The sequence below is a fragment of the Sporosarcina sp. NCCP-2331 genome, from assembly GCF_023707945.1.
GTDB classification, from domain to species: Bacteria; Bacillota; Bacilli; order Bacillales_A; family Planococcaceae; genus Sporosarcina; species Sporosarcina cascadiensis.
The window spans coordinates 30568-54584 of sequence record NZ_BRCD01000025.1 but is presented as its reverse complement, the minus strand read 5'-3'; the positions used below and the strand labels follow the sequence as shown (position 1 = coordinate 54584).

The 24017-nt window shown below is 47.0% G+C and carries 24 protein-coding genes and 1 tRNA gene; 2 read left to right on the top strand and 23 right to left on the bottom strand.

What is annotated here, in order from left to right:
- Positions 1-257: 257 nt before the first annotated feature.
- From lysS to NCCP2331_RS14060, 15 genes are all read right to left on the bottom strand, one after another.
- A complete protein-coding gene (gene lysS / locus NCCP2331_RS14130; RefSeq protein ID WP_251671471.1) occupies positions 258-1748 on the bottom strand; it encodes a lysine--tRNA ligase in 1491 nt (496 codons plus the stop codon).
- Positions 1749-1916: 168 nt separating this feature from the next.
- Positions 1917-2432 carry a 2-amino-4-hydroxy-6-hydroxymethyldihydropteridine diphosphokinase gene (gene folK / locus NCCP2331_RS14125; RefSeq protein WP_251671469.1) on the bottom strand — a complete coding sequence of 172 codons (516 nt, stop codon included), beginning with the start codon at positions 2430-2432 and terminating at the stop codon, positions 1917-1919.
- Entirely contained in the window at positions 2429-2797 is a 369-nt protein-coding gene (gene folB, locus NCCP2331_RS14120) for a dihydroneopterin aldolase (RefSeq protein WP_153723237.1), read from the bottom strand. The genes folK and folB overlap by 4 nt, the downstream gene beginning before the upstream one ends.
- A gap of 20 nt (positions 2798-2817) precedes the next feature.
- On the bottom strand, positions 2818-3669 hold the full coding sequence (gene folP, locus NCCP2331_RS14115) for a dihydropteroate synthase (RefSeq protein WP_153723238.1): 852 nt from the start codon (positions 3667-3669) through the stop codon (positions 2818-2820).
- Positions 3669-4568, bottom strand: a complete 900-nt coding sequence (pabC, locus tag NCCP2331_RS14110; RefSeq protein ID WP_309296376.1) for an aminodeoxychorismate lyase — start codon at positions 4566-4568, stop codon at positions 3669-3671. The genes folP and pabC overlap by 1 nt, the downstream gene beginning before the upstream one ends.
- Entirely contained in the window at positions 4520-5932 is a 1413-nt protein-coding gene (locus NCCP2331_RS14105; protein ID WP_251671468.1) for an anthranilate synthase component I family protein, read from the bottom strand. The genes pabC and NCCP2331_RS14105 overlap by 49 nt, the downstream gene beginning before the upstream one ends.
- Before the next feature lie 29 nt (positions 5933-5961).
- Positions 5962-6618: a peroxiredoxin family protein gene (locus NCCP2331_RS14100; RefSeq protein WP_251671466.1), complete on the bottom strand. Its 657-nt coding sequence runs from the start codon at positions 6616-6618 to the stop codon at positions 5962-5964.
- A gap of 121 nt (positions 6619-6739) precedes the next feature.
- Positions 6740-7666, bottom strand: coding sequence for a cysteine synthase A (gene cysK, locus NCCP2331_RS14095; RefSeq protein WP_251671464.1), 927 nt, complete (start codon positions 7664-7666; stop codon positions 6740-6742).
- A 116-nt stretch (positions 7667-7782) separates the two neighbouring features.
- Positions 7783-8709, bottom strand: a complete 927-nt coding sequence (locus tag NCCP2331_RS14090; protein ID WP_251671462.1) for a peptidylprolyl isomerase — start codon at positions 8707-8709, stop codon at positions 7783-7785.
- Positions 8687-9577 carry an Hsp33 family molecular chaperone HslO gene (gene hslO / locus NCCP2331_RS14085; RefSeq protein WP_251671460.1) on the bottom strand — a complete coding sequence of 297 codons (891 nt, stop codon included), beginning with the start codon at positions 9575-9577 and terminating at the stop codon, positions 8687-8689. The genes NCCP2331_RS14090 and hslO overlap by 23 nt, the downstream gene beginning before the upstream one ends.
- A 14-nt stretch (positions 9578-9591) precedes the next feature.
- Positions 9592-10356, bottom strand: coding sequence for a type III pantothenate kinase (locus tag NCCP2331_RS14080; RefSeq protein WP_153723244.1), 765 nt, complete (start codon positions 10354-10356; stop codon positions 9592-9594).
- A 168-nt stretch (positions 10357-10524) separates the two neighbouring features.
- Complete coding sequence (ftsH, locus tag NCCP2331_RS14075) at positions 10525-12573, bottom strand: ATP-dependent zinc metalloprotease FtsH (RefSeq protein ID WP_251671458.1); 2049 nt, start codon at positions 12571-12573, stop codon at positions 10525-10527.
- 143 nt (positions 12574-12716) lie between these two features.
- Positions 12717-13259, bottom strand: a complete 543-nt coding sequence (gene hpt / locus NCCP2331_RS14070) for a hypoxanthine phosphoribosyltransferase (protein ID WP_153723246.1) — start codon at positions 13257-13259, stop codon at positions 12717-12719.
- Between the two features lie 18 nt (positions 13260-13277).
- On the bottom strand, positions 13278-14687 hold the full coding sequence (gene tilS, locus NCCP2331_RS14065; RefSeq protein ID WP_251671455.1) for a tRNA lysidine(34) synthetase TilS: 1410 nt from the start codon (positions 14685-14687) through the stop codon (positions 13278-13280).
- An 18-nt stretch (positions 14688-14705) separates the two neighbouring features.
- Positions 14706-17117: a SpoIIE family protein phosphatase gene (locus NCCP2331_RS14060; RefSeq protein WP_153723248.1), complete on the bottom strand. Its 2412-nt coding sequence runs from the start codon at positions 17115-17117 to the stop codon at positions 14706-14708.
- A gap of 214 nt (positions 17118-17331) precedes the next feature.
- Here NCCP2331_RS14060 and NCCP2331_RS14055 point away from each other — a divergent pair.
- Positions 17332-17405, top strand: a tRNA-Met gene (locus NCCP2331_RS14055).
- 120 nt (positions 17406-17525) lie between these two features.
- Positions 17526-17816, top strand: coding sequence for a hypothetical protein (locus NCCP2331_RS14050; RefSeq protein WP_153723249.1), 291 nt, complete (start codon positions 17526-17528; stop codon positions 17814-17816).
- Between the two features lie 119 nt (positions 17817-17935).
- Here the strand turns inward: NCCP2331_RS14050 and NCCP2331_RS14045 are convergent, their stop codons facing one another.
- The 8 genes from NCCP2331_RS14045 to ytaF all read right to left on the bottom strand — a co-directional run bounded on the left by NCCP2331_RS14045 (position 17936) and on the right by ytaF (position 23900).
- The gene (locus NCCP2331_RS14045) at positions 17936-18358 is read right to left on the bottom strand and encodes a S1 domain-containing RNA-binding protein (protein WP_153723250.1); all 423 of its coding nucleotides are present in this window, start codon (positions 18356-18358) and stop codon (positions 17936-17938) included.
- A 121-nt stretch (positions 18359-18479) separates the two neighbouring features.
- Positions 18480-18893, bottom strand: a complete 414-nt coding sequence (locus tag NCCP2331_RS14040) for an FtsB family cell division protein (protein WP_153723251.1) — start codon at positions 18891-18893, stop codon at positions 18480-18482.
- A 29-nt stretch (positions 18894-18922) separates the two neighbouring features.
- A complete protein-coding gene (gene yabQ / locus NCCP2331_RS14035) occupies positions 18923-19408 on the bottom strand; it encodes a spore cortex biosynthesis protein YabQ (protein WP_153723252.1) in 486 nt (161 codons plus the stop codon).
- Complete coding sequence (gene yabP, locus NCCP2331_RS14030) at positions 19405-19701, bottom strand: sporulation protein YabP (protein ID WP_153723253.1); 297 nt, start codon at positions 19699-19701, stop codon at positions 19405-19407. Before yabP ends, yabQ begins: the two co-directional genes overlap by 4 nt.
- A 205-nt stretch (positions 19702-19906) precedes the next feature.
- Positions 19907-20197, bottom strand: a complete 291-nt coding sequence (locus NCCP2331_RS14025) for an RNA-binding S4 domain-containing protein (RefSeq protein WP_153723254.1) — start codon at positions 20195-20197, stop codon at positions 19907-19909.
- Complete coding sequence (gene yabN, locus NCCP2331_RS14020) at positions 20194-21654, bottom strand: bifunctional methyltransferase/pyrophosphohydrolase YabN (RefSeq protein WP_153723255.1); 1461 nt, start codon at positions 21652-21654, stop codon at positions 20194-20196. The genes NCCP2331_RS14025 and yabN overlap by 4 nt, the downstream gene beginning before the upstream one ends.
- A gap of 5 nt (positions 21655-21659) precedes the next feature.
- Positions 21660-23252, bottom strand: a complete 1593-nt coding sequence (locus NCCP2331_RS14015; protein WP_153723256.1) for a putative polysaccharide biosynthesis protein — start codon at positions 23250-23252, stop codon at positions 21660-21662.
- 54 nt (positions 23253-23306) lie between these two features.
- Positions 23307-23900 carry a sporulation membrane protein YtaF gene (gene ytaF, locus NCCP2331_RS14010; RefSeq protein ID WP_153723257.1) on the bottom strand — a complete coding sequence of 198 codons (594 nt, stop codon included), beginning with the start codon at positions 23898-23900 and terminating at the stop codon, positions 23307-23309.
- Positions 23901-24017: the final 117 nt, after the last annotated feature.

Sequence of the window (24017 nt, the reverse complement as noted above, 5' to 3'; positions counted from 1 at the left end):
AGGTTCATGTTGTCGCGCTTTCGTAAGAGGCAACTTTTTAATAATACCAAATCGCTGTATTGTTGTCAACACTTTTGTTTAACTTCTTTTAAAGTGCTTTTTCAGCTGAGTTGCTGTCTTGCAAATGCGACGCTTATTAATATACCATCGTTCTTTTTATAATGCAAGCCTAATTTGAATTACTTTTATATTTTCTCGATATTTCATTATTGAACATAATAAAACAGCTCCGACATTTGCAGTCAGAGCTGTTCAGATCAGTCTTTAGAACGCATCTGCGGGAAAAGCAGAACGTCACGGATTGATTGAGAATTTGTTAATAGCATGACGAGACGGTCGATACCGATACCGAGTCCGCCGGTAGGCGGCAAGCCGTATTCAAGCGCTTCAATGAAATCTTCATCCATTTCATGCGCTTCATCATTGCCTTGCTCTTTCTCTACTAGCTGCGCTTCAAAGCGTTGGCGCTGATCGATTGGATCATTCAGCTCAGTAAAAGCATTTGCGTGTTCACGGCGAACGATAAACAACTCAAACCGGTCCGTATAGCGCGGATCTTCAGGATTCTTCTTAGCAAGTGGCGACACTTCTACAGGATGCCCGTAGATGAATGTCGGCTGCACAAGCTCTTCTTCAACTTTTTGCTCGAAGAATTCATTCAATACGTGGCCTGCTTCCATTGAAGGAGTTACTTGAACATTATGTTCCTTCGCAAGTTCGTGCGCCTGCTCTCTTGTCAGCTGCTGCCAGAAGTCTACTCCTGTATATTCTTTTACTGCATCTGCCATATGAAGTCTCTTCCACCGCGGTGCCAAATCAATCTGGTCTTCGCCGTATTGAATGGTCGTTGTGCCGAGAACCTCTTGCGCAATATGTGCAACCAGGTTTTCCGTCAGTTCCATAATGTCGTTATAATCTGCGTATGCTTCATATAACTCAATCATCGTAAACTCGGGATTATGTCGAGTAGACATTCCTTCATTACGGAATACACGTCCGATCTCATAGACCTTCTCCAAGCCGCCAACAATCAGGCGTTTCAAATGAAGTTCAATTGCAATGCGCATGTAGAGTGTCATGTCTAATGTATTATGGTGAGTAACAAACGGGCGTGCCGCGGCCCCCCCGGCAATCGAATGCAGCATTGGTGTTTCAACTTCCAGAAAGCCTTGTCCATCCAGGTAATTACGCATAGATTGGATAATCCGGCTGCGCATGATGAATGTCTCTTTACTTCCTTCCGTTGAAATCAAGTCTAGGTAACGCTGGCGATAGCGCTGTTCAACGTCTTGCAGGCCGTGGAATTTCTCGGGCAGCGGACGAAGTGATTTCGTCAGGAACGTAAAGTTCGTCGCTTTAATAGAAAGCTCTCCTACTTTTGTTTTAAAAATTACACCCTGAATACCGACAATGTCGCCTAAATCCGCCAATGTAAACAATTTATACGCATCTTCACCGATTGCATCCTGGCGTACGTAAATTTGAATCTGTCCGCCTAGATCCTGAATATGCGCAAAACCAGCTTTTCCTTTACCGCGCTTCGTCATAATCCGGCCTGCAATCGTCACTTCATGCTCAGTTTCTTCAAGCTCTTCCTTCGATTGCTCTTCATAAGCCGAACGAATTTCATTTGTCAGGTGAGTACGCTCAAAACGCTGGCCAAACGGATCTAAACCGCCTTCTCGTATATCATTCATCTTTTGGCGTCTCACCAAAAGCTGATCATTCATTTCATCCAAATAGGACATTCCCTTTCACTCCTTATACTTTGGCTCATCTTCTTCTCAGATCCAGCCGTCTGCAACTATTGTACACAAATTACCCGCCTAACAAAAGTCCAAATGGTTATCCAGTTTGATTCCATAGAAAAAACTGCCCTATTAAAGAGCAGCTTTATCGTTATACAGCCGGCAAGCTCAATCCTGCTGCAAGAACTCCCCGGCGTTTTGAATCTGTTTCCAGAGGATGACTCCCTCTTCCCTCATAGCCGGCTCTTCGCGATAAAGCGCACCTGTAGAGGGATGCTTCACTTCCGAATTAATTTCAACGAGCGGGACAAGCACGAATGCACGTTCCTGCATGCGCAAATGGGGAACAATTAAATCCTCCGTTTGTATGCTGTCTTCGTTATAAAGCAAAATATCCAAATCAACCGTCCGCGGTCCCCAGCGGATTTTCCGCATTCTGCCGAGTTTGTTTTCAATCGACTGACAGGCACGCAGTAACTCTGCTGCTTCCAATGAAGTCACTAATTCCAGAGCGATATTTAAAAACTTCGCTTGCTCGGTCAATCCAAGCGGCTCCGTTTCGTATACTGATGACACTTTCCTCACCGTAATTGCAGGATGATCATGCAGCAAGCGTACTGCCTGCCTCAAATGATCCAGCCGGTTGCCGATATTTGATCCCAGCGACAGATAGGCAGTCTTCACGCATAGCGCCCCCTTTTGATTTCGACAGCGACAGATGCGTAATGGCCATGAATCGGAGGATCAGGTTTTACCAGTACCACACGCACCCCGTTCACTTTTTCGGCAAAATCCGTCATGATCGTTCCTGCAACTGTTTCCGCAACCGTTTCAATCAGCCGCACAGCTTCCCCCTCCACGATGTTTTTGCACATCTCATATACTTCCGCATAGTTGACTGTTTTCGATAAATCATCAGTCTGCCCTGCATCCGCCAGTTCCACCGCCAATGAAACTGTCAGCCGAAAACGCTGCCCCAACTTGTTTTCTTCCGGCAGCGCTCCATGATAGCCATAAAACTCCATATCATTCAAATGAATATAATCCATGAAATCTCCCCTTTAAGTGCTTACATAGTGAACGCAGTCTTTTTCGTCAGTATATCCATCATTCTGACCATCCTCGCAATTTCCTTTACGTCATGAACGCGCATAATATGGCAGCCGTGTTCGATTCCATAACATACCGTCGCACCGGTGCCTTCCATTCGCTCTTCAACCGGCACATCGAGCACTTTCCCGATCATTCCTTTGCGGGAGGTGCCGAGCAGCACCGGATAGCCGAGATCCGCAATCGCCGGAAGCCCCTGCATCGCCAAGATATTCTGCTCTAGATCTTTTGCAAAACCGATACCCGGGTCCAGCCAGATCATCTCATCCCGAACTCCTGCCGCTCTCGCAATCTCCACACTTTCCTGCAAATCTTGCACAACCGCATTCATGAATGGCAGCTGGTAATCTCTATTGTCCCTGTTATGCATCAAAATAATCGGCACATTATAGCGCGCCGCCACTTCTGCAATCGCCGGTTCGCGCTTCGCTCCCCAAACATCATTGATGATACTCGCCCCAGCCTGAACAGCCGCTTCGGCTACCGCTGCTTTGGAAGTATCGACGGAAATGACGCAGCCGAGCTCTTTTGTCAGCAGCTCGACAACCGGCACAACCCGCTCCAGTTCTTCTTCCAATGAAACAGGCGTATATCCGGGACGTGTTGATTCCCCTCCGATATCAATGATCTTTGCGCCGTCCATCAACATTTGCTGTGCATGACGGAGCGCGGGGTCTTGTCGGCCAAACTTCCCGCCATCCGAAAATGAATCAGGCGTTACATTCAAAATCCCCATGATGACTGTTTCCTCTGCAAAATTCATCGTCGTCTTACCAAATTGGTATGACGTCTTCGCCTTCTCTAACTTCATTACTGGTCACTCACTTTCATTCGGTTGACGGCTTGTTGATAGCTGGTATGTAATCGTTGATAAACAGGCCCTCTATTGCCTAGGTATTCGTTGCTTCCCGTGCTTCGAATTGGCACGATTTCCTGAATTGCATTCGTAACGAACATTTCTTCTGCCGAATCTAGCTCTTGCGGCAGAAACAATCCTTCTTCTGAAGCAATACCGAGCTCATCAACTAACTCCAGCACAAACGCCCGAGTAGTCCCCGGCAAAATACCCGTTTCCAATGAAGGCGTGTAAAGCACTCCTTGCTTTACCCAGAAGATATTGGACGTAATTCCTTCCGCAACAAAACCTTCTTTCGTTACAAAAAGACCTTCCAGCTTCTGCAGTGAAGATAATTCAAGTCTTCCCTTCACATTATTCGCATACTGGTGTGATTTATGCCGCTGTGAACTTTCCGGTTCACTGCGTTTCGTCTGCAGCCATACTCCGTCTTTTTCAGTATGGGCAGGCGGCAACACTAAAGGTTTTTGAAAAATCAGCACGTTGGGTTTTTCGTAATCCATGGGAGCCAGTCCAATATCATGCACTCCCGCTGACACATTCAACCTGAAATAACCATCTTCACGGCCATTCTGCACATATAACAAATAAACTGCCTGTTTGATTTCACTGTCTGTATACGACATATTGATGCGGTATTCCGCAAGCGCCGTCCGCAGCCGCTGCATATGAAGATCAAATAAAAAGATAGTCCCATTATACGTACGGAATGTCTCGAAAAATCCAAGTCCGTACAGAAATCCGTGGTCAAAAGGCGAAATACGCAATTCATCAGACTGCTTCAGCTCTCCGTTCATCCAACAAATCAATGCAGCTGACCCATTACCTGTTCTGCCATCTCTTTCGCCTGCCACAATGCTTTTGCCTTATTGAGCGATTCTTCATATTCCGCTGCCGGCACCGAATCAGGCACTAATCCTGCCCCCGCCTGAATATGAACCATCCCATCCTGAATAAATGCAGTGCGGATTGTGATGTTCAGCTCCATATCGCGGTTAAAACCGATCCAGCCCATTGAGCCTGTATACAATCCTCTTCGCGTTGGTTCCAGTTGTTCAATAATCTCCATCGTCCGCAGCTTCGGATCCCCCGTGATTGAACCGCCGGGGAATACACCGCGGATAATCGTTCCGACATCTTCCGTTGCAGCTGTTCCACGGACATTTGAGACAAGATGCATGACATGCGAGTATTTTTCCACGACCATGAATTCATCGACCTCTACCGTTCCGGGTAAACAGATTTTTTCAAAGTCCTTGCACTCAAGATCAACCAGCATCTTATGCTCGCCCTTTTCCTTCGTGTCCGATACTAATTCCTCCTGCAAGCCAGCATCTTCCGCTTCAGTCGTTCCCCGTTTTCTAGTCCCGCCAATCGGCCGGGTGCTCAGTTCGCCCCCCCGCTTTTTCAACAGCAGTTCAGGCGAACCCGACACCACTTCAAAATCGGGAGCGGCCATATAAGCCATATATGGTGACGGATTGAACGAACGCAACGCTTCATACATTGACAGAGATGTCGCGCGGAGCGGCTTTGATTGGCGGACAGAAAGATTCACCTGCACCACAACACCCTGTTCGATAAATCGCTGCACATCACGTACCATCTCTTCAAATTGCCCGCCTGTTACGGAGACTTCCAACTCTTCTTCTGATACCGAAACATCTGCAGCTTTTCCTGCCGAAAACTGTCGGGCAGCCGATTTCGCAGCTTCCAGCCATTCCAATTCCATACCCGCCAATGAAACTCCGGCATCAGGCAGCGCCATAAAGTAGGCTGTTTCCGTATTCACATCGAGCACAGCCCAACGGTCAAATACATAGAAGTAAATATCCGGTGTCAGCAAGTCTTCATCTGCCAGAGCAGGCAGTGTTTCATAACGTCTGACATAATCATAGCTGATCATTCCGATTGCGCCGCCCTGGAAAGCAGGCAGCTCTTCATCCATCCGCAATTCATACCGCGAAATAAATTCATGAAGAAGCGTAAGCGGATCTTCCCCTTTACGCAATTCTTCCGTACCATCCTTCCATTCTATATGCAGACCCTCCGACACTGCCTTCGCAGTCGCAATCGGATCTATTCCCGCAATGCACATCTCTCCGCCGCGTCCGCTCTCCAATAAAACGTGGCGCTCTTTCTTTGCTGCCAGTTGTTTATAGGAATAAAAGAATTCGTCTCTCGTCATTGAAACGGATGTGTAGGCTGCTGTCTCCATGATGTTTCCCCCTGCATTCGTGTTTATATTTATTTACTTTCATCAATGATTTTCTTCAGGAATTTATCGTCTATGCCGGACACTACGATATCCGTGATGACTCCTTCTGTGTTCAGAATATATGTCGTCGGATATGCTTTTACCCGGTAGGTCTCCACCACCCCGCCGTCTACATCCAATAAAATGGGAAAGGTCAGGCCGTATTCTTCAACAAACTCCTTCGCGCTCTCTTCCTTCTTGACTTCTTTCTTCGTCATATTCACTGCCAGTATTTCCATATTTGATGACTCTTTGTATTCATTATAATAAGTTTGCATATGCGGCATTTCTATGCGGCAAGGCGGACACCACGACCCCCAAAAGTTCAGCATGACTTTCTTTCCGCGGTAATCAGACAGCTTGACCGTCTCCCCGGCAAGCGTGGTCAATTCAAAGTCCGGCGCAAGATCTCCTCTTGCCAGACCGGTCGTTTCACTCACATCACCTGTTCCGCTGTCATCACCTTCAGCAACCCGCCATTCTTCCGGCACGTCTGCCAGCTCATCTTTTGACATATCTTTCATCATGGCACTTTCATATCCCGGAATCCCGCCGGTTTCTTTCTTAATTTCTTGTCTTGTTATGATAACAATCGTGATCATACCGATGATAATCAAAACTGAAATCAACATACCCCACTTCTTCACAGCCATCCTCCTCGTTATGCAACTCACTTATTTTTAATTATACAGATTCTTATAGTCTGACGAAAGTGTAGAGGTTTTAGCTGCTGGAATAAAAAAAGAGCGCAAATGAGCGCTCTCCGGATTATTCTTCATCAAATTGGTAAAGCGGCGTACTCAAGTAGCGCTCGCCGTTGGACGGAATGATCGCCACTACCTTTTTCCCTTTGCCCAGTCTCTTTGCGACTTGCAGTGCAGCTGCAATGGCAGCCCCTGACGATACACCGCCCAGAATTCCCTCTTCGCGTGCAGCGCGGCGTGCGTAATCATATGCATCGTCATTCGAGATTTGAATGATTTCATCGTAAATATCTGTATCCAGCACTTCTGGAACGAAACCTGCTCCGATCCCCTGAATCTTATGCGGTCCCGGTTTCCCTCCGGAAAGTACAGCTGAATCTTCGGGCTCGACAGCTACAATCTGAATTTCCGGGAAACGCTCTTTCAAAACGCCGCCGGCTCCTGTAATCGTACCGCCTGTTCCAATTCCAGAAATGAATGCATCCACACGGTCGAGCGCATCTGCGATCTCAGGTCCCGTTGTTAAGCGGTGCACTTCGGGGTTTGATTCGTTGTTGAATTGCTGTGGAAGGAACCAGCCATTTTGCTTTGCCAGCTCTTCTGCTTTAGCTATGGCACCTTTCATACCTTCAGCGCCGGGGGTCAATACCAATTCCGCTCCGTATGCACGAAGCAGATTGCGGCGCTCCAGGCTCATCGTATCCGGCATTACAAGAACAGCCTTATATCCTTTGGCTGCTGCAATCATCGCAAGACCGATTCCTGTGTTGCCGCTTGTCGGCTCGATGATTGTGCTGTCTTCCTTCAAGCTGCCGTCTTTTTCAGCTGCTTCAATCATCGCCAGTGCGATTCGGTCTTTAACACTCGAACCTGGATTAAAGTACTCTAATTTCAAATAAACGTCTGCGTCCTCTGCACCTGCTAAACGATTTAATTTGACGAGAGGCGTGTTGCCGACTAAATCAATTACTGAATTTCCGACTTTACTCATAAATGATCCACTCCTAATCCCTAGTAGGTTGATATGTTTTGTTGTTTTAATCATACTATCTTAGTTTTCACTTGTCAATTAAATTATTCAGAGAGTTTCAATCGGCTATCAACCTATTACTTTTTGCCGTAAAACCATTCTGCATCGAACTCTTTCCAGAAGGCTTCCGGACTTATCGATTCAGGCAGCTGTTCCAAAGCCAGCTGACGTTTAATATGGTCTTTTACTTCTTTATAAGTGAAATCACGTTCTTTAATCGTTTCGAGAACGGTGACAACCGCATAAGTGCCATCCTTCAACGCAACCGGCTTGCTCACTTCGCCAGTCTTCAGGCTTTCTGCCGTCTTGACCACTTGCGGATCGACATCTTCGGTTTGTGCGTTCACATAACCCAGATCCCCGCCCAAATTACCAGAGGAAAGATCAACTGACCGCTCTTTTGCGAGTGCAGAAAATGCAGAACCGTCCTTCAGTTCATTGGTTACTTGCTTTGCTTCCTTTTCGGTAGAGGAAATAATGACCGATGTGCGATAGGCAGGCAGTACATGAAAGAACACCTCATTTTGCTCAAAATACTTTTTGATAGCGCTTTCCTTAATCACTACATCTTTCGTCAGCACTTTCTCCAAAATTAGCTCACTGCGAATTTGATTCCTCGTTTGTTCCGTATCAAGTCCCGAATGCTGCTGGCCATCAACCGATGTAATGAGCGCAAGCTCCAGATCAATTTCTTTATCCGATACTTTAATGCCATATTCATCAGCGGCAGCACTCATCACCCGGTGATTCACCAAATCTTCGAGAACTTCCCTGCCTACCTGCTGCTCCATCGCCGACATCCATTCCGCTCTGGTGATCGGCTCACCCGCTACAGAAGCCACTTCTTCTGTATCTGCAGCAGGAGAACGATCCGTTAACAGCCAATGAAACAACCAAAAAACATTCATTGCAAAAAGTATACCTAATAACGCGATGAAGGGTTTTGTCTTCAGCCTCTTTTTTTGAGGAGCCGGTACAGGCTCAGTCGGCCGATTGAATCTCATCGATATACCCCTTCAGCTCTTGCTCCGAATACTGATATCTTTCCAGGCAGAAATGACATTGTGCTTCAGCGCCGTGATCTTCGTCAATCATCGCTTGAATCTCTGCAGCGCCAAGGCCGGTTATCGCTTCGCCAAAACGCTCCTTCGAACACTCACAGTCAAATTTTACATCTACTTTATCCAAGAACTCTACATTTTCCTTGCCTAATACTTCCGCAAGGATTCCTTCAGGAGTAAGGCCCTGATCAATCAGTGCAGATATCGGAGACATATTTGCAATCTTATCTTCCAGAAGTGAAATAGTTTCATCCGTAGCACCCGGCATTACCTGAATGATAAAACCTCCCGAAGCTTTCACCGTGTTATCCGGATTCACCAGCACACCCAGCGCTACAGCGGAAGGCACTTGTTCAGAGACCACAAGATACTGCGTGAAGTCTTCTGCTATTTCCCCGGAAATAATCGGAACCTGCCCCGTGAAATAATCCTTCAACCCTAGATCTTTGACAATTGAAAGTGTTCCTTCAGTACCGACAACTCCGCGCACGTCTAATTTGCCTTTTTCATTTAGCGGAACATGCGTCTGCGGATTCGTGGCATAGCCGCGCACTTCGCCGTGAGCATTGGCATCTACCACAATTGGACCAAGCGGACCGTTGCCTTGAATTTTGACAGTCAGTTTGTTATCACCTTTCAGCATCGCACCCATCATGACAGATGCCGAAATCGTACGGCCAAGTGCCGCTGTTGCAGTCGGCCACATCTGATGACGCTGCTGAACTTCTCCTACTGTATCTGTAGAACGCACTGCATATGCCCGGATCACTCCATCAAATGCAAGCGCCTTTACTAAATAATCTGTTGACATGTTCTTCACTCCTATTACAGATTTCTTTCATATATGAGATGCAGCCCTTTAAGTGTCAAAAAGTTATCCACTACATCAATGATTTTTGTTTCTGTAGATATCAGTTCTGCCATTCCGCCTGTCGCAATGACGGTCGGCTCCAGATTGCTTTCTGCTTTCATCCGGTTGACGATGCCCTCGACCTGTCCTACATAGCCGAAGACAATGCCCGCCTGCATAGCCGCCACTGTGTTTTTACCTACTACATGTTCCGGACGTGTCAGTTCTACACGCGGCAATTTGGATGCACGGTCAAACAATGCTTCCATCGAGATTTTAATTCCGGGAGCAATGGCACCTCCCATATATTCACCATGTTCATTGACAAAGCAGTACGTTGTGGCGGTACCGAAATCAACAATAATAAGTGGGCTTCCATAATCACGGATAGCAGCGACTGCATTCACGATGCGGTCGGCTCCGACTTCCCGGGGGTTTTCATACTTAATATTTAAGCCCGTCTTTACACCGGGACCTACAATCATCGGTTTCTGATTGAAATACTTTTTGCACATCTGTTCTAACGGAAACATAACAGGCGGGACTACAGAAGAAATAATGATCCCTGTAATGTCTTTGAATGACAGACCGACGTGCTGGAACATCGCTTTAACTTGCATTGCGTATTCATCTTCCGTCTTATGGCGATACGTTTCCATCCGCCAGTGATGTTTTAATACGTCTCCTTCATATACACCTAAAACAATATTGGTATTGCCCGTATCTAATACTAACAGCATAGTCGCTTTCCTCTCTTGCTCTGACTTTTCCCACACATCATACCATAAACAATCATCGTTTATACACGCTGATGATTGGTGTATTTCATCACGGAATTCGCTGCCCCGAAAATAAAACCTGTCATAAGAAAACAGCCGACTGCTATATACAGTCGGCTGTTGTTACGCTTAATCTCTGCGTTCCTCATCAATGGAAGGGAGCGTTTTGCTGCCCGTTCCGCCTTCACTCGGCAAATCTCCTGTAGACGGATCTTGCGGAGCACCCGTTACGTCCGGATTTGCATTAGGTGTTTCATCCGAATCATTTTCCGGCGTTTCAGCAAGTTTCGGAGTCTCCTTATCAGACTCTTTCACTTCTTTCGTGCCGCTATTATTTTCGTATGATCTTTCAGGCAAGACGCCATGGTCTTTCAAGTGATTGATTTGTTCTGCATCAAGCGTTTCGACTTCCAATAAAGTCGTAGCGATCAGATCAAGCAAATCCCTTTTTTCTGTCAAGATTTGTCTCGTGCGTTCATATTGTTCTTTAATGATTACTTGCATCTCAGAATCAATTTCGTATGCAATCGTTTCAGAATAGTTCTGCTCGGAGTTGAAGTCACGTCCAAGGAATACCTGGCCGCCCTGCGTCTGTCCGAACTGCATCGGTCCAAGCTTATCGCTCATTCCGTATTCTGTCACCATCGAACGAGCGATGCCTGTAGCACGCTGGAAGTCATTATGCGCCCCGGTCGATACTTCACCGAGCACGATTTCCTCCGCTACACGTCCGCCTAAAAGACCCGCAATTTTATCGAGAAGCTCAGGCTTTGTCATGAAGTAACGATCTTCTTTCGGAAGCATGACTGCGTATCCGCCGGCCTGCCCGCGAGGAACAATGGTTACTTTATGGACGATTTCCGCGTCATCGAGCATTAACCCCACAACCACGTGGCCCGCTTCGTGGAATGCAACGATGTTTCGTTCTTTCTTCGAGATGACACGCGTTGTCTTCGCCGGACCGGCAATGACACGATCCGTCGCTTCATCAATATCAGACATATCGATCTTCGTCTTATCTCTTCTCGCCGCCACAAGAGCAGCTTCGTTCAATAAGTTCTCAAGATCCGCACCAGAGAATCCTGGAGTACGCTGGGCAAGAGCTTTCATATCGACGGTATCATCAAGCGGTTTATTGCGTGCGTGAACCTTCAATACAGCTTCTCTTCCTTTTACATCCGGACGGCCAACCGTGATTTGACGGTCAAAGCGTCCCGGACGAAGAAGTGCCGGGTCCAAAATATCCGGACGGTTTGTCGCGGCAACGATAATAATTCCTTCGTTTCCTTCAAATCCATCCATTTCGACCAGCAACTGGTTCAATGTTTGCTCACGCTCATCATGACCGCCGCCTAAGCCGGCTCCACGCTGACGTCCAACTGCGTCAATTTCATCAATAAAGATAATACAAGGTGCATTTTTCTTGGCATTCTCAAACAAATCACGAACTCGGGAAGCACCGACACCTACAAACATCTCAACGAAATCAGAACCTGAAATCGAGAAGAACGGCACGCCTGATTCGCCTGCAACCGCACGCGCAAGCAATGTTTTCCCTGTACCCGGAGGTCCCACAAGCAAAATACCCTTGGGAATCCGTGCACCCAATTCCACAAACTTGCTGGCATCTTTCAAGAAGTCCACGACTTCTTCAAGCTCAGCTTTTTCTTCATCTGCACCTGCTACGTCATTAAAACGTACTTTCTTTCGATCGTCGGTCTGCAGTTTCGCTTTACTCTTTCCGAAGTTCATCACTCGGCCGCCACCGCCGCCTTGTGACTGATTCAATAGGAAGAAGAAAAGAATAATAATGATGATAAATGGCACAAGTCCTGTGAAGAAGGATACCCACGCGCTGGTTTCAGCCGGCTTCAGGATCTCAATTTCAGTCTTTGTGGTATTAGCGATCTCTTTAATACCGTCCATATCATTACTCGGAATGTTGGTTACGAATGTTTCTCCTTTTTCGTAGCCTTCCATTTCCCCTTTTACTTCAAACACGAGCTGTAACGGCTGAAAAGTAGCGTTTTCAACTTTTCCCTGCTCCAGCGCCTTGACAAATTCGTCATACCGAATCGGTTTCATCTTCGGATTTGGATTATTTAGCGAACTGAAAATCCCCATGATTGCAAGGAAAATCAACCCATATAAAAGAAAGTATCGAAGTATTCGATTCATCCCAAGCCTCCTCATCTCATTCAACAGAAAACTAAACAGAAAACTATTGTAAATTTTAACATAGATTAACACGACTCTACAATGAAAATGCCTTCATGGAAAAAGGCTTTCAAACTGGTCAGTCTGCATCCAGTCGGAAAGCGTTAAAAAGAGTAAATTTCTTTTTTCAGCACACCAATGTATGGCAGGTTCCGATACTTCTCCGCATAGTCGAGTCCGTAGCCGACAACGAATGCATCCGGAACGATGAAACCTACATAATCTGCCTTCAGATCCACTTTGCGGCCTGTCGGTTTATCCAGTAAGGTTACAATTTTGATGGAGTTGGCTTTTCTATATTTAAATAGTTCCACTAAATAATTCAATGTCTTGCCACTGTCTATAATGTCTTCAATGATCAGTACATCGCGTCCTTCTACACTTGTGTTCAAGTCCTTGACGATTTTTACTTCGCCTGAGGAAACTGTTGCATTGCCGTAACTAGATACGTCCATAAAATCCAATTCAATATACGTATCAATCCGTTTGATCAAATCGCTCATGAATGGCAGTGCACCTTTTAGGACACCGATTGCCAGCGGGAACTTCTCTTGGTACTCTTCCGTTAGAGTAGCTCCGAGTTCCCGAACCTTTTCTTGAAGTTCTTCTTCTGATATTAACACTTGCTCGATATCTTGTGCGATCATCGGCTCGTCCCCTCCATTTTATCTGTTTTCGCCTTCTCGCGTAATCCATATGTATGACTCGCCTTCCGGCCGGGAAGATGAAAACATCTCACCGTACCGAACATTCGGCACCGCACATACGATACCGCTTGCCGTTGTAAGAACCGGCTGCCGCTGTCTTTGCGCCATTCCAACTTTTTCATCAATCAGTAATCTTGAAACACGTTTTGCATGAGACATGCCTTTGACAAGTAAACGATCGCCGGATTCTCGGAGACGCACCGTCAGCGGCAGTTCAGAGGCGGGCAATTGGAAGTAGCGCACTTCATCTGAAGATCGGAATTGCTCGATCATGTGCGCTTCGGTATGCTGCCAATAAAACTGAACACTTCCCCAAGAATGCCAAGTTCCTTTTGACAGTACTTTTGGACGAAGAGGGGCTGTATCCGTATACGTTTTTGTAACTAGCAGTTTATCATATTCTCTAACAAATCGGTAGCCATATGCCAAATCCATCGTACTATTTCCAGCGGAATTGCAAATGTGCTGCAACAGCTCATCCACTAATGTAGAACGCCGCTCCGCTTTGACGATTTCCTGGCTGGGAAGACAACTTAATAGTAGTTGAATCACTCGCTTTTGTAAAGCTTGGGGTATAGCCAGAAATGCCTTGCGGTCAAAAGAAGGAAGCTGTTCATCAGTATAAGCTGCAATTGCCTGCCAAGACTGCAGCGCGAGTTCCTGCAGGAAATTTTCTTCCGCTTGGCGCTGTACGGTTAATTGGACAGCACCCGCTGCTACCGAAGGGTTTTCTTCCGTTAAAAACGGCACTACCTGATGACGGATGCGGTTCCGTAAATAATCATCCTTTTGATTGCTCGGATCTTCTCTGAAAGTAAGATCGTGATAAGCGGCATACTCATACAGCTCATTCTTTTTTAAGGGAAGGAAGGGACGAACCACGCTCCCTTGATGGAATGGCCGCTGCAAGGGCATGCCGTTCATCGAGCGGCCTTTAGTTAATTGGATCAGCAATGTCTCCAGTTGATCTTCTGCATGGTGAGCGGTTGCTAAGATAGAAAATCCCTGTTGTTCCATCGTTTTCGTAAAACATTTATAACGCTCTTCTCTGCACAGCATCTGTACATTTCCCCCGCTGTTTTTCACCAGCGACGGAATCGGAACCTTCTCGGAGTAAAAAGGCAAATGAAATTCCTTGCACAGCTGTTCTACCGCATATGCATCTTCAGCCGACTCTTTGCCGCGAAGCATATGATCGATATGAATTGCGCCCGCTTCAATAGAAAGCGTCTGCCTGTGAGTTGCCAAAAAATGCAGCAGCGCAATCGAATCAACGCCGCCTGAACAAGCGACAAGCACACGTGAATTGGGAGGAATCAACGTTTGTCTACCGATGAATTCCAATACTTTCTGCGTCAAACTTTTCATGATTCTCCCCCTCTGTCTCTATCCTACCATCTTTTTCTGTGAAATAATCCTTGGTTTCTTATTTACGCTGTACCATTTCGGCAGCACATGATCAATTTTCATTACCAGGATTGTCCGGTCGTCATCGATCGATTCAAATGTCCGTTCCATCTCGGCCATGACCTGATCTGCAATCGTCCGGCAATCCAGTTCCTTGTATCGTTCGATTGTCTGCTCGAGAACCTTCTCCTGTGCTTCCAGAGGAATTTCTCCGTTAAAGATACCGTCTGTCATCATCACCAGAATATCCCCTGACTTCAATTGCTCCTGTTTCGCTTCTATCGAAAAGGACGGCAGGAAGCCAAACGGCACGTTCTTGCTGTCCAGACGTATGCACTCATCTCCCCGCTTAATATACGTGCTCATCGAACCGGCTTTCCACGACCACAGCCTGCCTTCCTGCAAATCAATCAACGCCAGATCAAGCGTCGCGTACATATCATCCAGTCCGTTCAGCGCCATCATATAATGCAATGTATGGATGGCAGTTTCTGGGTCCATATTCTGCCCCAGACATTCACGCATCAGACGGATCACTTTCCTGCTCTCGTGATAGGCATTGAGGTCTTGTCCCATCCCGTCAGATAACAGCACAGCATACAGGCCATCATGAATTTTAAACACTTCATACGCATCACCCGCCTGGAATGTTCCTCCGCCGGCCGTCGTAACAATATCATAATCCAATGAAAAACGAACGGCCGAACTGAATGTCAGCTGCATATGCGGGAACGGAAACGGCTGATAGACTGACTTTGAAATATAAATCGGTTCCTCATACATTTGTTCCAATATAGGCAAAATTAAATACTCTCCTACCGTTGTCTCCGTTTCGAAATCCGCTTTCTTCTCTGGAATTGATATGACTACTTTGCAGGAACCTCTTTCTTCAGACAGTATATCCACTTGGAAAAATTCCACTCCCTGCGCCTGCAGACGATTTGCCAGCTCCTCTTCCGCCATTTTATACGTCGTCAGATCCTCCTTCACTTCCCGCATCACTTTTTCTATATGTGTGCTCATATCACGCAACTGCAGTGCAAGCATCTTCCTTCCATGCTGCAGCTGCCCCATTAACAGACGGTTTGTTCCGTGCTCTTCCAATTCATTGAGCAGTCCTTTAAAACGCAGACATTTAAACTTCATCTTCTCTTCTACACGCAGACGGGCTGCTTTTTTCGTTGCGGAATAAGTCGATTCCCATTCATTCACTAACCCCGCCATACTGCTGTCCTCACTCTCCCAGCACTTTTTATAGCGAAAACAGGATTGACAAATAGACGGCACCGAGTCTGTGGCGGCGATTTCCTCTTCGGGAGAAAAACGATCATTGACGAGCGTCGACATAAAATGAGCAAACTGCTGAAACTCTTCCAGCTGACCGTCTAATTTATCCGCCAGCCATTGCTGACGTTTCTCTGAGATCCCTTCCTGCTTTGGTAAGAACACTTGGCGGATCTTGTTCATTCGGCGCGAAGGAATGAAGAAAAACAGCCCGGCCGCGACGCCGATTGTTGCAAAATGCACTGTATCCAGCGGCAAAGTCGCATCGTACAGCAAGAAAAAGACCGATACAAATAAACTTCCTGTCACAATTCCTATTTTCCCAAACCTTTTCAGACCACCCGCAAGCAACCCTGTCATCCCGTAGAGCGCCATCATGCCGGTAAACGCCAAATCGGAAACACCTATAATTAACGCGATAATCATACCAACTGTTGTGGCAAATGGAACGCCGCCGACCATGGCGGCTACATAAATAGCCAGAAATAAAAACACACCTGCCACCGAGACGTAGCCGAGCTGCAGACCGCCCATCCCGGTCGTCGCAAGCGCCCCTACTATACAAATGGCACTTACCTGCTCAGGATTCCAAGGGCCGTACAGCAGCCTTTCTATAGAAGGAAAGGCGAGCAGCATGAAGACAGTCATGAACAGTGCAAGCAGCGCTTCCAGCCCGATTGACAGCTGCACCGTCACCGGCGGGCTCCCGCTGTACATAATAAGCTGCCAGATGATCTGCGGGATGATCATGCAGCCTGCCACAGCGAGCGGTATTGATTTCTTTACAAACGGAGACTTGATTGCCGTATGAAACAGCAGCAGCTGTGCCAGATGGATAACGGCTTGTCCCATTCCTAAAAACGCACTTCCGGCCATCCCTCCGATGAATACGTAAATCAGATGCTGTCGATAACGTACAGCGGCCAGCGCCCAGATCGATAAGAAAAATGGAACCGCCATGTCGAATACTACTGCCTGCGACAGAAAGAAGGAGCCGATCAAGAAAAGGAACGCAGTCAGAAAATAGACTTTTCTGTTCATCAGTCCCTGCCATGCCACTCTGAACTGTTCGCCAAACGGTCTCTCCATATTGTCAATCATCTTCATTTCCCATACCCCCTATGTTCTCTTACTAGCAACTATACATGGGGTTCCCAAGAGATTTTGTAACATTGTGACAGCTGGTTTAAAAAACATTTCGACGTAATCCGGTTGTTTTTTTCTTTTTTCCAAAGAATTGTTGACACTTCTTGCTTTGCCTTGTATGATAAAAGACGTTGCGCTCGAATTACATTATTTGAATGTGCAGCAAATACGTCTTGGCGGTGTAGCTCAGCTGGCTAGAGCATTCGGTTCATACCCGAAAGGTCGTGGGTTCGACTCCCTCCGCCGCTATATATGTAAGATCCTCCTGTCTATGCAGGAGGTTTTTTTTGTTTAAAATTTATAAAGGCCGGGGCATCCTGCTTTGTCTATTGAGGTCGCAAATGTGCGGCGGGCGGCTGGTTTGGTTCGTTGGGATACCGGTTTGGCGCGCGACAGCAAGCGAAAGGTGCGCTGCCGGGGGGCTTTGGCTCGCTTCCAGCCTTCATTCGCGCGCTGAGGCGCATTATTGGTGCGTTCATACGTTTTAACATGGCGGCAGAACTTGTCGGTGATCATGAAAAATCTGTTTGCGCTCATGGATGGGGCTGCGTGATCATTCAGCCCGGCCAGCGGCTCATGCGGACAGTCGGTGTGATCATATCCGTTGCCCAAGCGCTCATACAGCCTTCATTCGCGATCATAGCTGCCGGGTTACTTTGACGAATTCCTTTCCCATTGCTTATTTCATAGCACAAAAAAACTGCCTGGAAAGTGATCGTTCACTTTTCGGGCAGCCCCATTATATATAAACAACTTAAGTGTTTGAAACAGACAGCAAGTTACCCTCTTCTTGCTCCTCGACCGCCGCGTTTAGATTCTGTCGCTCTCTTCAAGGTAGTTAGACGTTCTTCACTGTCCTTCATGAATTTTGCCATTTTCTGTTCAAAATTCTCTGGTCGCTCAAAGCTCGGTTTGCTGCCTGGACGAGGTCTTTGTGGACGTTGTGGACGCTGAGGACGTTCTGACTCAGGTTTTGCTTTACGGATGGAAAGACCGATTTTACCGTCTGCCCCCACATTCATCACTTTTACTTCTACCATATCACCGACTTTTAGATGGTCATTTATATCTTTGACGTAATTGTCAGCTACTTCACTAATATGGACTAATCCTGTGGATCCGTTCGGTAACTCAACAAATGCCCCAAAATTTGTGATCCCGGTTACTTTACCTTCTAACTTGCTGCCTACTTCAATTGACATAAAAAAAATGCTCCTCCTTAAGTTTTAAGCGGCCCGTAAGCCTATCAACCATATTGGCAGTGCCTGTTTTTTACAGGCTCCTACCTATATTATAGCCAACAAAAAAAGAGTGTCAATACGACTACTCTTTTCTCGTCTCTTTTTCTGACGATTTCTTCTTGTCAGGAATGGAAAATATGATCTCGTTAGATTCAGAAAGGAAGTATTCTTTACGCGCCAGTTTCGCGATATATTCTTCGTCATCCAACTTAGCCAGCTGCTTATTCAATTGTTCCTGCTCAGCCTCTAAATCCTTTAGTGTCGCAATCGCTTCGGTCTTTTCCTGTTCTTTCGCTGCCAATAACTTCTTCTGGCCGGAATACATATTGAATAAACTTCCAAACACTACGCACGTCAAAACGGCGAAGACAATGAGACGATTCCGCAGCCTCTTCTTTTGTGCCAGTTTCCATTTTTCTTTTTTCTGCATGGAGCGCACATATTCAGTTTCGATTGATGTAACATTCCGAGATGCCGGCTTCTGTGATTTGTTCATGGCGCACACACCTTTCCTGCTCTTATACTCTATTGTTCTCTATTATATAGCACTCTACCTTTTTTTTGAAGGAATTTCCCGGTCTTCTTAGCAAATCGGACAGCCGGCCAGCTGACAAATGTCAGAATGGAGATCAAAGCTTGGACGATTCGCTGAATGATAAAGATGACCAAGCGGATGAAATACCAAACAGGACGGATGACCAACAGCAGTATCAGTCTTCCGGCAAACCGGAACGGATAATGAAATAACGCCGCATACAGCAGCATGCCGCTGACCTGCGCAATAGGGTCGTACATCCGCCAGGCCCCTTCACGTACGATCAGCAAAACCCAAAATGCACCGATCCCGAGCAGCACCCAGATGACCAATTCAAACCAGAATGCCCGCCTGCGGATCCAGGATCGTTTATCACAGGCAGCAATGACTGTGCCGAATAAATCCATGACGGCTCCCGCCAGGATTCCTGCTCCAATCATTGCGAGTAAGCTGAAGAATTGGACGGATAGACTCATCCGAATAATTTATGGAGAAAGTTTCTTGAACCGGCTTCTTCTTCATCGTACTGCAAGGTCTGAACAGAGCCTTCGAGTGTCAGCAAGCCCTTGTCCACATCCAAATGTACAATGCGCAATTCCTCCCCGCGGATTTGCAGCATTCCCTGCGAAGTACGTACGAGAAATTCCTCTTGGTCGAACCGGTCAATTGTTTTTACAGACGTGAGATCCATTCTTTTGCGATTGCGCATGGTCACTACATGATCTCCTGTTGGAATGGTATACGTAGAACTGTCAGTTTGAATTTGCATATGCGTCCCCCTTTTCTAGTGCGTTCCCCATATCATATGCAGCGGGCTGGGCAAACATTACAAAAGGTTTAGAAGGTTGAAACCGGGTTACAGTATGGGATTTGCGCTTCAGCCGGTACGCTTTCCGGAGGGTCCTCCTGCCAATCTTTTACCTGCAAACTAAAAAGACAGCCAAAACACAGCTGTCTCCTGCTTCAATGCCTATTCAATCCTCATCATCCACAAACTCGGGATCCACTTTGTCCAGGCGCTCTTCGCTGACGATGGTGTACATGCCTGCTGCGTCTTCTTTTTTCGTTGAGGCTTTTAGTTCATTAACGGTTGCGGTCACAATCTTCTGGCCGAAACGAATCGCCAGCTCGTCACCCGGTTTTACATCTGAAGCCGCTTTTGCCACTTTTCCGTTGATGGTAATCCGTCCTTGGTCTGCCACTTGTTTCGCTAATGTACGGCGCTTGATCAAGCGGGATACTTTTAGAAATTTATCCAGTCTCATGTAGTTTCTTCCTCTCGTTTGGCCTGCTGCCAGAATTCTTCTAACTGTTCCAATGTGTAATCGGAAAATCCGCCGCTTCCTTGCCGGACACTTTGCTCAACATATTGAAAACGGGATTTGAATTTTTCATTGGCGTGCCACATGGCTTCTTCAGGTGAAATTTTCAGGAATCTGGCAATGTTGACGATTGTAAACAGGACATCGCCCAGCTCATCAAGCTGACGGTCTTTATCGCCGTTCTCCACTTCTGCCTGAAACTCTTTCCACTCCTCTTCGAACTTCGCAAAAGCCCCTTCCCTGTCAGGCCAGTCAAAGCCGACTCTGGCAGCCGCTTTTTGATAATTGAACGAAGTCAGCAAAGAGGAAGCGTAACGTGCCTGATCTTCCAACAAAGAATCAAGCTGCGGCTTTTCCTGTTCTTTGATTGCCTGCCAATTCGTCAGTACTTCTTCCGTTGTATCTGCTTCTGTCTGTCCGAAAACATGAGGATGACGGCGAATCATCTTGGAACCGATCGATTCAAGCACGTCTTCCATGGAAAAGTATCCGCTGTCCTCTCCAATCTGCGCATGCAGAAAGACTTGCAGCAACACGTCTCCGAGCTCTTCAATAATCGCTTCATCGTCTTCCTCGTCAATCGCCTGAATTAATTCATACGATTCTTCAATCAAATAGCGTTTCAGCGTCTCGTGGGTCTGTTCACGATCCCACGGACAGCCGTCAGGCGCGCGCAGAGCCGCAATAATCTCTCTGAATGAACTCCACTCTTTCAGACGCTGCTCACGCTTTACAAGTGGCGGTACGTAGATCGTCGTAAGATTATTCAGCGCAACGGCGCGGTCCAGTTCAAACAGCGGCACGGCAGTCAGTTTCTCATCTGCAGAACCGGCAGCTGTCACAATGGTCACCACGTGCTCGTCAGGATACTTTTCCATCAGCGACAGTTTGACGTCAGACGCAACGAAGGCATCATATACTTGTCCCACTAACACATGCTGGTCCATTCGAATATCGTCGCGCTTTACATCAGTGCCGTCGAGCAGCTGGAAGCCTTCAATCGGATCAATGCGCAAAGCAGTGAAAATGGGATCCAAAAAGCTGCTGCCGCCTGCTATCTGCAGTTCAACCTCGCCAGCCTGCTCTTTTTCAATCAACAACTGCACCGTTCTCTCCGCCACAAGCGGATGGCCCGGCACTGCATACGTAACCGGCTGCTCTGCACTCATTTCAAGCAGCTTTTCGACAATTGTCTGATAGACATCTTCAAATGAATCATTCGCTTCATAGACTGCATCAAAACTTTCCATTTGCAGACCTTCTGCGCGCAGTTCGCCTACAACAGGATGCTCTTCAGTTCTGATGACCAGATGTTCGGCCTTCTGTAATAAACGGTAAGTGCCGAGCGTCAATTGCTCCAAGTCGCCTGCACCCAGTCCGATCACTGTAATTTTCTTCACATGCTTCACCTTCTATTTTTAGTCAGCCATAATTGTACTGCAGCCAGCCGTTTTCCGAAAGGCAGCAAGTACCATTCTCTTTCCTTCATTATACGTGATTTCAATACGACGAACAGGAATATGATTGCTCCGATCGTAACGGACGTCATAGCTGTCATGGTTGCTTGCAAGCGTGAAGGCAGCCAATCAAACAGCCAAATATCTGAAAGCAGCATCCAAGGAATCAGCACCGCCGCCATTGCACCCGCCGCACCCAGCAGCACCGTGTAAAATCGTCTCGGGGCCAGGGAGAATCTCCAATAGCGCTTAAAATAGATCACTAATAAAATGGCCACTGCTGCAAAAGCCGCAGCTCCCGAGATTGCAGCGCCTTCAATCCCATACTGCCGGACTAGGTATGGAGTCGACGCTGATTTGATGACGACACCGATCAGCATCAATAACAACGGCCCCCGTACTTTTCCGCTTCCCTGCAAAATGGCGGTCAGCGGCAGGATGATCGACAGCCATAAGATTTGGATACAGAATATGATGAGCGCTGCAGAGCCCGTCCGTGTTTCAAACAGCATTTCATTGACGTAAGGAAGCACTAGCGCAAGTCCTACCGTAGCGGCCCAGCCGAATAAAATCGATGTGCGAAACGTCAGACTGATGAAAGGAAGCGCACTATTTCCGTCTTTTTTCGCAGCATGATGAGCAATCAAAGGGACGAGGGCGAGCGCTAATATAGAAGCCAATAAAATCCCCATTTGCGCAAGGGGCTGACCCCGGTCGTACACACCTTTCATTGCCATTGCTGTCTCGCTCGCAATTCCTGTTTCAACAAGTGCATTATAAATTGTAAACGAGTCGATCAGCTGGAAAACGAGCAATATCAGGGAACTGGCACTGACGCTGATACTAAGCGTTGTCAGGTCCTTCACCACATGCCACGGTTTCACGAAAACCAATGGCGCCCTCTCCCGCCGCAAAAAGAACCAGGTTAGAATACATACACCCGCCGCTTCTCCGGCAACCGCTGCCCACATCGTAATCTCCCCTATTTTATAAAGAGAAGTCCCGGCCTTTACCGCAATCCACGTCCCCGCCAGAACGATGACCACCCGCAGCAGCTGCTCTGATACATTTGAAATCGCCACGGGTATCATCCGGCCTTCCGACTGGAAAGTTCCTTTGAGCACAGCAAGAAACGGCAGCACTAAAACAATATACGCGCCCGCCTGCAATACAGGGGCTAACGCAATATCACCCATTACTTCTGCAAAAAAAGCCGAGCCTGCACGCAGCAGCAGGAAAATCATTCCTGACACAATAAGCAGATAGGCAAGGGATATACGCAAGATTCCGCGTGATTCACCCGGCCCTTTGCTTTCTGCCAGCATTTTCGATACCGCCACCGCAAAACCCGATGATGTCCAGACAATGAAAATCCCGATGAACGGATAGACTTGCTGATAAATATAGAACCCTTTATCTCCCACCAGATTCTGAAAAGGCACTCGATAGACTGCGCTCAGTACTTTGACAATAATTGCTGCAATCGTCAAAATGGACGCACCTTTCATAAACGACTTCATATTCCATTTAGTCAATGCCATACATGTGCCTCTTTCATTCGATAATGGTTACTAGTATACCATTTACCCGAGCTGTTAGAAGAGACGGGTGCATGCGATCAGTAATATGATAACACCGCTCATGAACGTGCCAAATTGTCCGACAGTCATCCTGCCGATCCGCAAGCCTGACAGTTTCACTCCTAATGCGACGCCTATCCAAAGAGTTAGATAGCTCCCGGCAGCTGCCGAAAGGGCGATAGCGAGCGCTGACAGTTCCAGAAGCCCTGCCCCGATGCCATTCGTCAGTGCATTGGCAGACAGCGCCACCCCCAACAACAGTGCCTCACCAAGACTAATATGGGATGAACCGTCAAAATCCATCTTTTCCGGTTCATTCAGCACACCATTATTCCTTTTCTTCTGTTGTGAAAGCGCAATTACCATAATCCGCAGCCCGATGACGCTCAAAACGGCAAATGCGATTAGATCCGGCAGTATCCCCGGTAGTAATTCCGCCAGCCAGACACCCGATACAATCCCCAGCAAACTGAAAACAAAACAAATTACTGCAATCAGCAAATTAGATAATGCAGGGATTCGCACCCGCTGGACACCGTATGAAAGTCCAACTCCAAAGTTATCTATACTTGATGAAATCGCGAAGCCTGCGATAAGCAGCCAAGTCATTGTATATCCCTCCAGACTATAGGTTTTATCTTACTATACGTACAGAGGGAAGACAGCGTGTGTGCGTGCAGCAGAGAATACCTCTGCACATAAAAAAACCAATCTTTCATAAATAGT